This is a genomic window from Serratia sp. Sp408 (genome assembly GCF_057180665.1).
In genome coordinates this window covers 1,295,143-1,307,817 of sequence record NZ_JBXUFT010000001.1, presented here as the reverse complement: position 1 = coordinate 1,307,817, position 12,675 = coordinate 1,295,143, and the positions used below count along the sequence as shown (strand labels likewise).

General features: G+C 58.2%; 11 protein-coding genes. 5 read left to right on the top strand and 6 right to left on the bottom strand.

The genetic code is table 11. The features are described 5' to 3' along the window. Positions 1 to 47 precede the first annotated feature (47 nt). Positions 48 to 968, bottom strand: coding sequence for a LysR family transcriptional regulator (locus AC2AXP_RS06190; protein WP_004963241.1), 921 nt, complete (start codon positions 966 to 968; stop codon positions 48 to 50). A gap of 130 nt (positions 969 to 1,098) precedes the next feature. Between AC2AXP_RS06190 and AC2AXP_RS06185 the strand changes: the two genes are divergently transcribed. Then, the gene (locus AC2AXP_RS06185) at positions 1,099 to 2,385 is read left to right on the top strand and encodes an MFS transporter (RefSeq protein WP_088499687.1); all 1,287 of its coding nucleotides are present in this window, start codon (positions 1,099 to 1,101) and stop codon (positions 2,383 to 2,385) included. Positions 2,386 to 2,532: 147 nt separating this feature from the next. Beyond that, positions 2,533 to 3,471, top strand: a complete 939-nt coding sequence (tus, locus tag AC2AXP_RS06180) for a DNA replication terminus site-binding protein (RefSeq protein WP_273868105.1) — start codon at positions 2,533 to 2,535, stop codon at positions 3,469 to 3,471. Here tus and AC2AXP_RS06175 read toward each other — a convergent pair. The 3 genes from AC2AXP_RS06175 to fumC all read right to left on the bottom strand — a co-directional run bounded on the left by AC2AXP_RS06175 (position 3,461) and on the right by fumC (position 6,060). Beyond that, positions 3,461 to 3,829 carry a VOC family protein gene (locus AC2AXP_RS06175; RefSeq protein ID WP_004963250.1) on the bottom strand — a complete coding sequence of 123 codons (369 nt, stop codon included), beginning with the start codon at positions 3,827 to 3,829 and terminating at the stop codon, positions 3,461 to 3,463. The genes tus and AC2AXP_RS06175 overlap by 11 nt on opposite strands. 65 nt (positions 3,830 to 3,894) lie before the next feature. Further along, positions 3,895 to 4,596: a helix-turn-helix transcriptional regulator gene (locus AC2AXP_RS06170; protein WP_004963252.1), complete on the bottom strand. Its 702-nt coding sequence runs from the start codon at positions 4,594 to 4,596 to the stop codon at positions 3,895 to 3,897. Between the two features lie 66 nt (positions 4,597 to 4,662). Continuing rightward, the gene (gene fumC / locus AC2AXP_RS06165) at positions 4,663 to 6,060 is read right to left on the bottom strand and encodes a class II fumarate hydratase (protein WP_004963256.1); all 1,398 of its coding nucleotides are present in this window, start codon (positions 6,058 to 6,060) and stop codon (positions 4,663 to 4,665) included. Between the two features lie 309 nt (positions 6,061 to 6,369). On the opposite strand from fumC, the gene manA reads away from it, so the two are divergent. Next, a complete protein-coding gene (gene manA / locus AC2AXP_RS06160) occupies positions 6,370 to 7,548 on the top strand; it encodes a mannose-6-phosphate isomerase (protein ID WP_484381491.1) in 1,179 nt (392 codons plus the stop codon). A 194-nt stretch (positions 7,549 to 7,742) separates the two neighbouring features. Continuing rightward, positions 7,743 to 9,281, top strand: coding sequence for a YdgA family protein (locus AC2AXP_RS06155; RefSeq protein WP_198773127.1), 1,539 nt, complete (start codon positions 7,743 to 7,745; stop codon positions 9,279 to 9,281). Between the two features lie 52 nt (positions 9,282 to 9,333). Here the strand turns inward: AC2AXP_RS06155 and AC2AXP_RS06150 are convergent, their stop codons facing one another. Next, positions 9,334 to 10,485, bottom strand: a complete 1,152-nt coding sequence (locus tag AC2AXP_RS06150; RefSeq protein ID WP_484381490.1) for a serine hydrolase domain-containing protein — start codon at positions 10,483 to 10,485, stop codon at positions 9,334 to 9,336. A 102-nt stretch (positions 10,486 to 10,587) separates the two neighbouring features. Between AC2AXP_RS06150 and AC2AXP_RS06145 the strand changes: the two genes are divergently transcribed. After that, on the top strand, positions 10,588 to 11,541 hold the full coding sequence (locus AC2AXP_RS06145) for a LysR family transcriptional regulator (protein WP_004963269.1): 954 nt from the start codon (positions 10,588 to 10,590) through the stop codon (positions 11,539 to 11,541). On the opposite strand, the gene AC2AXP_RS06140 is transcribed toward AC2AXP_RS06145, so the two are convergent. Beyond that, the gene (locus AC2AXP_RS06140) at positions 11,501 to 12,568 is read right to left on the bottom strand and encodes a Mal regulon transcriptional regulator MalI (protein ID WP_004963271.1); all 1,068 of its coding nucleotides are present in this window, start codon (positions 12,566 to 12,568) and stop codon (positions 11,501 to 11,503) included. The two genes, AC2AXP_RS06145 and AC2AXP_RS06140, sit on opposite strands and share 41 nt — an antisense overlap. Positions 12,569 to 12,675: the final 107 nt, after the last annotated feature.

Genomic DNA, 12,675 nt, shown 5'->3' with positions numbered 1-12,675 from the left:
TGTGATTCGCTGCACAAATTCGCCGGTATTTGGTGCAGATTCGCCTTTTATTTGCGCTGATACGCGTCTTTTGCCGACGGCGCCAATAGTAAACTCATCAGCGATTTCGCGGCGGCAGTCAATGGCCGCTGGCGGTGATTTACCAACCACACTTCGGTGAGTGCATCCGGCTCTGCCAACGGCAGGTAGCTGACGCCATCAAGTTTGACGCGACCAAACGACGCCGGCAGGATCGAAATGCCCAGCCCGGCGGAAACCAGCCCGATGATGGTCATCGCTTCACCAACCTCCTGCGTAATGTAAGGGGTGATGCCGGCTCGCTCCAGCAACAGCAGCGTTTCGTCATACAGCGCGGTACCCACCTCGCGGGAGAAAAAAACAAACGGTTCATCTGCCAAATGCGCAAAGCGCAACGTACCGGGGGCCAGATAGGTCAAGGGATGCCCTTCCGGCACCACTGCCAGCATCGGCTCTTGCAGCAGCAGTTGATGCTGCAACGCCTCCGGCAACCTGGTGTTGCGCATCACGCCCAGATCCAGTTCACCGTTCAGCAGCGGTTCCAACTGTTGCTTGGTGTTGATTTCGCGCATTTTGATGTGCACATCCGGATGATGCAGACGAAAAGCCCGTAAGTTGCGCGATACCTGGCTGATAAACGGCGCCGATGAGGTAAAACCAATGGTCAGCTCACCGATCTCTCCCCGTTCTAGCCGCGCCGCTTTTTCCGCTGCGCGATTGACCTGATCGACCACCTGCCAGGCTTCCTTGAGAAACATTTCGCCGGCCTGCGTCAGGCTGACATTGCGATTATTGCGCGCCAACAGCCGTGCGCCGACCATCTCTTCCAGCGCCTGAATCTGTTGGCTCAAGGGCGGTTGCGAGATGCGCAGCCGCTGTGCCGCACGGCCAAAATGCAGTTCTTCTGCGACGGCAATAAAATAGCGCAGATGACGAAGCTCAATATTCATATGTTTAACGTCTTAATTGGAATTATTAATATATTAGACAAAAAACTGGCTTCTCCCTATGATTTTATAAAGCAACGATATGCTTGTTTAATCACCCGATCCCCGGTAAGGAATATCTGTGAACACCCCAATGCGTTCAGCGGCCGATACGCCGTCGACGCGGGCCGCCAACGATCCGCTGGCGGCCACTGCGCCTAAAAAACAATCCTCTTCATTGAATAAACGCCCTTATATCGAACGCGGTACGCCGCAATTCATGCGCGTCACGCTGGCGCTGTTTTCTGCCGGGCTGGCCACCTTTGCCCTGCTGTATTGCGTGCAGCCAATCCTGCCGGTGCTGTCACAGGATTTTGGCGTGTCGCCGGCACAAAGCAGCCTGTCATTGTCCTTTTCTACCGGTTTGTTGGCGATTGGCCTGTTATTTACCGGCCCGCTGTCCGACGCCATCGGCCGTAAATCGGTGATGGTAACCTCGCTGCTGCTGGCGGCGGTTTGCACGCTGATCTGCGCATTTATGACCAGTTGGCACGGCATTCTGCTGATGCGCGCGCTGATCGGCCTTTCCCTGAGCGGCCTTGCCGCCGTTGGCATGACTTACCTGAGTGAAGAGATCCACCCCAGCTTCGTGGCGTTCTCGATGGGACTGTATATCAGTGGCAATTCGATCGGCGGCATGAGCGGCCGCCTGGTCACCGGCGTATTAACCGACTTCTTTTCCTGGCGCATTTCACTGGCGGTGATCGGTTTGTTCGCGCTGATTGCGGCGTTTGTATTTTGGCGTATCCTGCCGGCATCAAGGCACTTTCGCGCCAGTTCGCTGCGGCCGCGAACTCTGCTGATCAATTTCAAACTGCATTGGCATGACCGCGGCCTGCCATTACTGTTTGCCGAAGGTTTTCTGCTGATGGGCAGCTTTGTCACCATGTTCAACTACATTGGTTACCGCTTGCTGGCCGATCCCTATCATCTTAGCCAGGCGATTGTCGGTTTATTGTCGGTGGTTTACCTCACCGGTTCTTACAGCTCGCCGAAGGCCGGCGCCATGACGTCTCGTTTCGGTCGCGGGCCGGTGCTGCTGTTTGCCATTTTGATTATGCTGACCGGGATTCTTATTACTCTCCTGGCGCCGGTCACACTGATTTTCATCGGCATGATGCTGTTCACCGGCGGGTTCTTTGCCGCGCATTCGGTCGCCAGCAGCTGGATCGGCCGCCGCGCGCGGCGTGCCAAAGGACAAGCCTCCTCACTCTATCTGTTCTGCTATTATGCCGGTTCCAGCGTTGCCGGCACGCTCGGCGGCGTATTTTGGCACAGCTTCGGCTGGACTGGCGTCGTCGTCTTTATCAGCGTCATGCTGTTGCTGGCGCTGTGGGTGGTACGAGCGCTGAAACAGTTGCCAGAAGCGGCACGCCTGTAATCCTCAACTCAGGCGCGGCGAGCTGTCGCGCCTGTATCCCCTGCCTGACCCGGACTGCTGTTAGCTATCATGCCCCACCGTTGCTGATGTTGCCTCCTCGGTTACCCTGCCCTACAATGTATGTTGTAACTAAAATGCGAGGTTGCGATGAGCAAATACGATCTGATTGCCCGGATGAACCAATGCTTTAACCAGCTCGAAGCCGAACTGGGGCAACTCCAGCAGCAAATTCTGCCGTTGCGGCTACTAGCGGCACGGGTATTCAGCCTGCCGGAGATCGCCAAAGGCAACGAGCATCAGCCGATTGAACAGATCGCCGTGCAGCAGCACCTCGGCCAGGCGGCGCGCGATCTGGCGCTGGAACATTATCAACGCCTGTTTATTCACCATAACAAGCAGCACGTCAGCAGCAAGGCGGCAGTACGTCTGCCCGGCGTGATTTGCCTGGCGGTTGAGCGGCCACAGTCTCTGGCGTTGCAACAGCAGGTGCAGCAAATCAATCAGTTGAAAGCACAACTGGAGCACATTATTACCGTGGAATCCGGCCTGGCGCCGGAACAGCGCTTTGACTTCGTGCACACCCACCTGCATGGCCTGATTACCCTGAGCGCCTACCGTGCCATCACCCTGCTGACCAACCCTGATTCGGTACGCTTTGGCTGGGCCAACAAGCACATCATCAAGCACGTCAAACGTGACGATATCCTGCAGACGCTGGAAAAAAGCCTGAAGGCCGGCCGCGCGGTGCCGCCGTATAACCGCCAGCAGTGGGCCGAACTGGTGAGCCGGGAAATTGATGACGTTAGCCGCCTGCCGCAGGCGGCCACCTTGAAAATCAAGCGACCGGTCAAGGTGCAGCCCATCGCTCGCGTATGGTATCAGCAACAGCAAAAGCAGGTGCAACACCCCTGCCCGCTGCCGCTGATGGCGCTGTGTCAGGTTGACAGCGGCGCGCAGGTGCCAAAGATTGGCGAGCTGCTTGACTATGATGCCAGCGCGGTGAAGCATAAATACAAGCCGCAGGCCAAACCGCTGCGCCTACTGGTGAAACGGCTGCATCTGTATACCGACGCGCCTAGCGATTAAGGGTATATACCCGCAGACGATGCCCGTCAGGATCGCATGCCATAAAGCAGTAGCCGAACGCCATTTGCCGCGGCGTCTGGCAAATCTCGAATTGCCAGTCACGCCACTGACGGTATAAAGCATCAACCTGCTCTGACTGCTCGCACAAAAATCCCAGTTCGCCGCCCCCGGCGTTGGCGGTGGGCTCCGGCTGCACGTCGTGTTTCGACCACAAGGCCAGCTTGAAGCCGTTGTCGGTCACCCAGAGGGCAAAGGTAGCTGAGAGTTCTACCGGCGCCGCTCCGAGCAACCGGCTGTAAAACTGCGCGCTCGATTCTGGTTGGTCGACATAAAGAATGGTGATGCCTGGTGCGATCATGATTAGCTCCTGGTAATGAAGAACCTCGACAGGTTCCGATGACCACAGCCTAGTCGCCCGTACTGTCAGTTTTTGGCAGTAGCCTCGCCAATGCCGGTACTTTCCCGCCACAGTTTAATCAACGCCCGGCGACCGCGCGGGTAGCGTTGCGCCAGGGGAGAAATGGCGCCGATACGATCGAGACGAAAATGGCGCAGCGCCTGACGCAGCTCGCACCAGGCCAGCAACACCTGCACCTGTTCAAAATAGCCGAGAGCAAACGGCCACAGACGTCGCTGCGTAACCGCACCGGCGGCATCCTGGTAGGTAATGTCGATCTTGCATTCGCTACGGATGGTGTCGCGTATCGTCGAGCGCAACGCGTCGGACACCGGCACGCTCTCCACCGGGCCAATCAGTAGCGTGTTGGCTTCCAGTTCTTCGCGCAGCGCGGCGGGCAGCACTGCGGCAATTTTGGCCAACGCCCGATCTGCCGCAGTGGCCAGTTGGCTGTCGCCACGACGCGTCACCCAGCGCATCCCCAATACCAGCGCTTCAATTTCCTGGGTTGAAAACATCAGCGGTGGCAACATGAATCCCGGCCGCAACACATAGCCGATGCCCACTTCGCCGACGATCTCGGCACCCTGCTGCTGTAAGGTGGCGATATCGCGATACAGCGTACGCATACTGATACCCAGCCGTTGCGCCAGCGCGTGTCCGGCAAGCGGATAACGATGCTGACGCAGGATCTGCATCAGTTCCAACAGCCGTTGAGTGCGTGACATAACGCGATTTTCCTCATAAAAAAGGGCCTACCTGCGTAAGCCCCAGCGCTGACCAACGGGTAGCGCTTATTTCTTCATGCTGCCAACCATATCTTCCGGCCGAACCCATTCGTCAAACTGCTGTTCCGTCAGATAGCCCAGCTTCAGCGCCGACGCCTTCAGCGTCAACCCCTGCTTGTGCGCCTGCTTGGCGATTTCCGCCGCCTTATCGTAGCCGATATGGGTATTCAGCGCGGTAACCAACATCAGCGATTCATTCAGCAACTGCGAGATACGATCGCGATTCGGTTCGATGCCCACCGCACAATGCGCATTGAAGCCGTTGATACCGTCCGCCAGCAGGCGAATCGATTGCAGATAGTTATGGATCACCATCGGGCGGAATACGTTCAGCTCAAAGTTGCCGGAGGCGCCGCCAATATTCAGCGCCACATCGTTGCCCAGCACCTGCGCGCAGAGCATGGTCATCGCCTCACACTGCGTCGGGTTGACCTTGCCCGGCATGATCGAACTGCCCGGCTCGTTTTCCGGAATGGCGATTTCACCGATACCACAGCGCGGACCGGACGCCAGCCAGCGCACATCGTTGGCGATCTTCATCATCGACGCCGCCAGCCCCTTCAGCGCGCCGTGGCCATGCACCAGCGCGTCGCAGGTGGCCAGCGCTTCGAACTTGTTCGGTGCCGTCACGAACGGCTGGCCGGTTGAGTCCGCCAACGCTTTTGCTACCCGCACCGCGTATTCCGGGTGGGTATTCAGACCGGTGCCGACCGCGGTGCCGCCCAGCGCCAGTTCACACAGGTGCGGTACGCTGGCCTCGATATGGCGCAGACTGTGTTGCAACATTGCCACCCAACCGGAAATTTCCTGTCCCAACGTCAGCGGCGTAGCATCCTGCAAATGAGTACGGCCGATTTTCACGATGTCACTAAAGGCGTCGGCTTTTTCGTTCAGCGTCTGGTGCAGCCGCTGCAGTTCGGGGATCAGGTGCTGGCGCAGCGCGATCACCGCCGCCACGTGCATGGCGGTCGGGAAAACGTCATTAGAACTCTGGCTTTTATTGACGTCGTCGTTCGGATGCACCAGACGCCCTTCGCCACGCTCGCCGCCCAGCAACTCACTGGCGCGGTTGGCTAACACTTCGTTGATGTTCATGTTGGTCTGGGTGCCGGAACCGGTTTGCCAGACCGACAACGGGAATTCGTTGGCGTGCTTATCCGCCAGCACTTCATCTGCCGCCTGAATAATCGCCTTGCCCCGCTCCGCCGGCAGCAGGCCAAGATCGACATTGACGCTGGCGGCCGCGCGCTTGGTCAGCGCCAGCGCGTGGATCAGCGCGGTCGGCATTTTTTCGCTGGAAATACGGAAGTGTTCGAGGGAGCGCTGCGTTTGTGCCCCCCACAACCGATCGGCCGGTACTTCGATGGGGCCCATAGAGTCTTTTTCAATACGAATGGCTGCCATCACTGTCTCCTTAGCACAATTCCTAAAAGTAAGATGTCCACGCCGCTACGGCGCGAACCTGTTTACAGGCACATCCAGTATAGTGACATAATAACTATTCGCATTAAGAGTCTGCGTTTATCCCTGCCAGCCCCGGTTTCGCCTGACGGCAAACAGAGGATAGCGCCAAACCGCCCGCCGCGCGCTGGGTAGCGAGGTGGCGATACGCCCACTGTCAAGGATAATGACATTTTTAGATTTCTCCGCTTGCAAGCACCCTCGGTGCATTGTTTACTTGGCGGTAATTCCTTTATAAAGCAGGTAGTAATCATGCAAAAAATGACCAATGCGGTGCAAAATTACGCATGGGGTAGCCACGAGGCACTAACCAAACTGTACGGCATCGCCAATCCGCAAGGAAAACCGATGGCAGAACTGTGGATGGGCGCTCATCCCAAAAGCAGTTCTCAAGTGCCTGACGCCAATGGCGATCTGCGTTCATTGCGCGACGTGATTAATCAGGCTCAGCCAAAGCAGCTCGGACAGGACGTCGCCACTCGCTTTGGTGAACTGCCGTTTCTGTTCAAAGTGCTGTGCGCCGATCAGCCACTGTCGATTCAGGTCCACCCAAGCAAATCCGCGGCAGAAGTGGGTTATGCCCGCGAAAACGCCGCCGGTATCCCACTTGACGCCGCCGAGCGCAATTACAAGGATCCCAACCACAAGCCGGAATTGGTGTTCGCCCTCACGCCGTTCCTGGCGATGAACGGCTTCCGTGAACTGGCCGACATCGTTGCGTTACTGCAACCGATCGCCGGCGCGCATCACGACATCGCCGCGTTCTTGCAACAGCCGGATACCGAACGCCTGGCTAAACTGTTTGCCAGCCTGCTCGGCATGAGCGGCGAACAGAAATCCCTGGCGCTCGGCGTGCTGAAGGCGGCGTTGAATAACCAACAGGGCGAACCGTGGGACACGGTACGCTTTATTGCCGGTTTCTATCCGGAAGACAGCGGCCTGTTCTCCCCACTGCTGCTCAACGTGGTAAAACTGGCTCCGGGCGAAGCGATGTTCCTGTACGCAGAAACCCCACACGCCTATCTGCAAGGCGTTGCGCTGGAGGTAATGGCCAACTCGGACAACGTACTGCGTGCCGGTCTGACGCCGAAGTTTATTGATATCCCCGAACTGCTGGCCAACCTGCAATTCCGCCCACAGCCGGCGTCCGGTTTGCTGACACAGCCGGAAAAGCGTGGCGATGAGCTGTTCTTCCCCATCCCGGTAGAAGATTTCGCCTTCTCGCTGCATGACCTTTCCAGCAGCGCGCAAAGCCTGGCACAACGGAGCGCGGCCATCGTGTTCTGCGTTGAGGGTGAAGCCCGTCTGGAGAAACAGGGCCAGCAGATTACGCTACATCCGGGCGAGTCCTGCTTTATCGGCGCGTTTGAATCGCCGGTCAGCGTCAGCGGCAGCGGCCGTATCGCTCGGGTCTACAATCAACTGTCATAACGCCGCGCACTACTGAACCGCGCAAGCCGTGGCACCGTGCCGCAGCTTGCGCGATATGAGTATAAAGTTCAGTAAATTAGTTGCTATAGTGCCGGGGTTACCGTCACAATTAAACGCCTGCGGGCGTTTTTTGTTGGCCCAATTTGCCTCCCCATCTGCCAGCGTCGGATGGTTTATGAAAGGATGATAGAACGATGAAAAAATCATTAGTCGCCGTTGGCGTCATTGTGGTTCTAGGCGCAGCATGGACTGGGGCTTCATGGTATACCGGCAAACTTATCGAACAGCGGATGGGCGAAGTGGTGGCCAACGCCAACACCCAATTGAAAGCCTATCTGCCAAAAGCCGGCGTCAAGCTGGGTTACGAAAACTACCAGCGCGGGCTGTTCAGCAGCCAGGTACGTTACGTATTGCGTGCTGACGGCACCATCAGCGGCGACGATGCCGCGCTACAGCCGGGCGACGAACTGGCATTCCTGGAAACCATCGATCACGGTCCCTTCCCGTTCGCCCAATTGAAGAAGTTCAATCTGATACCAAGCATGGCGTCGGTGCATACCGAACTGGAAAACACCCCGGCGGCCAAAACCCTGTTTGACATCACCAAAGGCAAATCGCTGTTCAGCGCCGATTCGCGCATTGCTTATAACGGCGATACCTCCAGCGCCATCGAGGTGATCCCGGTCGACTACCAGAAAAACGGTTCCTCACTGAAGTTCTCCGGCGCAACCATCAATGCCGACATTGCCCGCGATCTGAAAGCAATACAGCTCGACGGCAGCAGCGACAGCGCGGTGATTACCGGCCCGAACCAGTTTGGCCAGAACGAGCAGGTTTCCCTACAGGGTCTGAGTCTGAAAACCGATACCCACGCCGGCAAGTTCGATCTTAGCCTGGGCAACCAGACGCTGGCGGTGAAGCAGTTGAAAGTGACGGTAGACCAGAAAGACACCCTGACGCTGGACGGTTTCAACCTGGCGAGCCAGTTTGGCGAAACCGACAGCAACCTGAACGGCCAGATTGACTACACCATGGACGCACTGAAAATTCAGGATCGCGATTTTGGTGCCGGCAAATTGTCGCTGAAGATCGACAAGCTGGACGCGCAGTCGCTGAAGGAATTCGCCGACCGCTACAACCAGCAGGTCATGGCCATGATGCAGCAGGGAGAAACAATGGACGCCGAGGCCTATCAGCAGCAGACCACGGAAATCCTGATGCAAAACCTGCCATTGCTGCTTAAAGGCAATCCGACCATCAGCATCGCGCCGCTGAGCTGGAAAAACGCCAAAGGCGAAAGTACCTTTACGCTGAATCTGGATCTGCTTGATCCGGCCAAGGCCGGCACACCGGCTGAATCTGTCGATCAGCTGCTGTCCCGTTCGGTGAAGAAACTGGATGCCAATCTGAGTATTCCAGTATCAATGGCGATGGAAACCACCGCGCAAACCGCCATGCTGCAAGGCTACAACGCCGAAGAGGCGCAAAAACTGGCGCAGCAGCAAGTGCAAGGCCTGGCGGCGATGGGCCAGATGTTCAAGCTGACCACCATGAAGGACAACGTGATCGGCACCCGCTTCCACTACGCCGACAATCAGGTTGATCTGAACGGTAACAAAATGAGCCTGCAGGAGTTCCTTGGCCTGTTCGGCATGCTGGCCGGTCCGGCAGAGCAAGGCGTTCCGCCTGCCCCGGCACCCATGCCGGCTCCGGTGCCTGCACCGGCGCAATAACGCTGTTATCAGGGGCGCATCTAGCGCCCCTTTTGCTGCGCGGGCAGGCAGCTCAGACCCGGTACACCGCATCGCGGATCTCGCCCGGATATATTCCACTCATGCCCTCATACGCCGTATTGGTCAACGCCACCACGCTCAGCGCCGCTTGTTGATCGCAGAACCAGCTGTGGCCGTAGGCTCCGCCCCATTGCAGCGTGCCGTTGCGCTGCGGCGTCGCCGCCAAGGCCGCATCCAGCAATAATGCCCCGCCAAAGCCAAACCCCCAACCCGGCCCTTGCGTTTCCGCCGCCGCGCTGACGTGCGGCTGATGCATCAGCGCTACCGTTTCCGCATGCAGGAAACCACCTGCGCCGTGGCGCATCGCCTCCACCATTTTCAGCACATCATCGGCGCTGCCGACCATGCCGGCGCCGCCGGAAGGATAAGCGTCGGCGTCCAGCGCGCGCGATGGCGCGAAATCGATCTGGTAGCCGAACTCCGGCGGCAGCGTTAACTGCAAACCGTCGTACATCGGTTCCGGTCGCGTGGCGCCGTTATAATAGGCCGTCGCCAAATTGTCGGCGTTGGCGCTGCTGAACCCGGTAGCACGCAGACCGAGCGGCTGCGCCACCAACTGCTCAAACAGCTGCGGCAACGGCTGGTCGGCGAGCTGTTCCAGCACCGCCCCCAGTACGTCAATCGACAGCGAGTAATTGAATGTGCTGCCCGGTTCGGCGATCAACGGCGCGTCCGCCAGCCGACGCAGATTCTGCTGCAGCGTGCCGCTGGCGCATTCCAGTCCGTCCTGGATCCCCAGGCGATGATACGGTTGCGACGGCAGCTGCTTGAAACGGTAATCCAGGCCGGCGCTATGCGTCAGTAATTGCCGCAGGGTTATCGGCGGTATCCGTCCGTCGGCCAGCGCCGGCGTAAACCATGGCAACCAGCGGCTGACCGCATCATCCAATTGCAGCTTGCCTTGCTCCAGCAGGCGCATTGCCGCCAGCGTAATAAAGGGTTTGGATACCGAAGCCAGTCTGAATTGCGTAGCGCGGCGCATCGGTTTGCGCCACTCGCGGTCGGCATCCCCGCCCGTTTCGGCGCAGATCAGCTCGCCATCGTGCGCCACCAACACCACGCTACCGACGATCCTTTCCTGCTCTATTGCCCGCTGTATCACTGCCTGCACACGCTTTGCTACTGACTGATTCACTGCTGACATGTTCTGCTACTCCAATATTTGTGAGTAAAATCAGTCTAAAGCGTTCATTGTGAAATAAAATAGGCTAAAATTTAATGCACCATTAAGGCAGGGTTAACGATAATGAGTTCACTGTTGCAGCTTTTGCCCTTTTTCGAAGCGGTCGCCCGGCTTGGCAGTTTTACCCATGCAGCCCGGCAACTGGGCGTCACGCCGCCGGCGGTATCACAGAATATCCAGACCCTGGAAACCCGGTTGGGCATTCGCCTGTTCAACCGCACCAGTCGTTCGGTGCGGCTGAGTGACGAGGGCAAGCTGTTCTATCAGAGCGTGGCACCGGCGATGAGCCAGATCGATGTCGCGGCCGAAAATATCCGTGCGCTGCGCAGTCGCCCGTCGGGGCATTTGCGCATCACCCTACCGCAGTTGGCCGCTTCGCTGCTGGTGATGCCGTTTTTGACCGAATTCCACGCACGCTATCCGGAAATCCAGCTGGAGCTGTTTACCGACGATCGCTTCGCCGATCTGGTCCTGGACCATTTTGACGCGGGCATCCGCATGCATGCGGTACTGCAAAAGGACATGATCGCCGTGCCGATCGACAATGGCCAGCAACGGGTGATCGTCGCCGCACCACACTATCTGGCGCAGCATGGCATGCCGACCACGCCGGAGGCGTTGCGCCAGCATAACTGCCTGCGCTATCGCTTCCCCGGCAGCGGCAAGCTCGAACCGTGGTTTTTGACCCACGGTGGCCAGCATTTGGCACTGGAGGTGAGCGGCTCGATGATTTTTAATGAGGATCTGCTGCTGAAGGCGGCCGCGCTGGCCGGGCTGGGGCTGACGCAGCGTTTTCGCGGTACGGTAGAACCAGAGCTGGCCAGTGGACGACTGGTTGAAGTGATGGCAGATCACGCCAGCGACGCCGCCGGCTTCTTTATCTATTTCCCTGCCCGTCGGCACATGCCGCTAAAGTTGCGGGTCTTTATCGATTTCATGCAACAACAACGCCAGAACGCCCAGCGCGCCAAGACGCTTAAACCGAACCGCGCGGGATCAGGCTCGGCGGCAGAATGACGTCCTGCGGCGGCAGATCCCGCTGCTGGATGCGTTGCAGCAGTCGCGACGCCGCGCTGCGCCCCACTTCACGTGCGGAACTGGAAACCAGGGTCAGCGGCGGCTGCGTTAACGCCGCTTCGGGCACATCGCCGAAACCAATCAACGCCACCTGCTGGCCATAAAAGCTGTCCATCCCCTCAGAGCCGATGCCACGCCCGCTGCGCACGATGCCGAAGTAGGCACCGAGTGCCACCGAGGCTTTATGACAGACCAATGCGCTGATGTTCGGATATTGTCGCAATAGCTGCTCCGCCGCCTGCGCCGCCGCCTGCTGTTGGCAATCGCATTCGACTATCCATTCGGAACGAAACGGTAAACCGTACTGCACCAGGGTGGCGCAAAAGCCGCCAAGCCGTTCTGCGCGGGTCAGCGAGTCACTTTGGCCGCCGAGATAGGCAATCTGACTATGGCCGCGCTTAATCAGCAGTTCGGTGGCCATTTTTGCCGCCTGCATGTTATCCGGCCGTACCACGTCCACGCCTTCCAGACCGTTGGAGCGCGCGGCACACACCAGCGGCACCCCCTGTTCTTCGGCCTTCTCGCGCAAACCGCTGACCGAACGCAGGCCGCCGGCCAATACCATGCCGTCAACGCCGTGTTGCAACAAGGTGTCAAAACAGCGCATCAGCCCCTGCCCCTCGCGGCCGCTTTGGGTCAGAAACAGCACTTTGCCGTTGGCCTCCAGCACTTCGCTCAGCCCGGCGGTCATTTCCGCATAAAACGGCTCGCAAATGTCACGCAAGATCAGGCCAATCACCCCAGAATCGCCGCCGCGCAGCGTTGCCGCCTGGCGATTGCGTACGTAGCCAAGCTGTTCGATCGCCCGATTGACCCGCTCCACGGTAGTGGCCGAAATGCGCCCTTTGCCGCTGAGAACCAGCGACACCGTAGTGACAGAAACGCCCGCCTGTAGCGCGACATCGGTGATGGTGATCTTTTTAATTGTTTTAACCTCGGTGCAATGAAAGCGCCGCGGTAGCGGCACGGCAAATGTTATACCGAATGTCGTTATTCAGTAAAACGTTTTACTTTCTAACCTATTGTTGCGGTAAAACCTGCATGCAAATTGTGATAAACGGCGCATTTTTCATA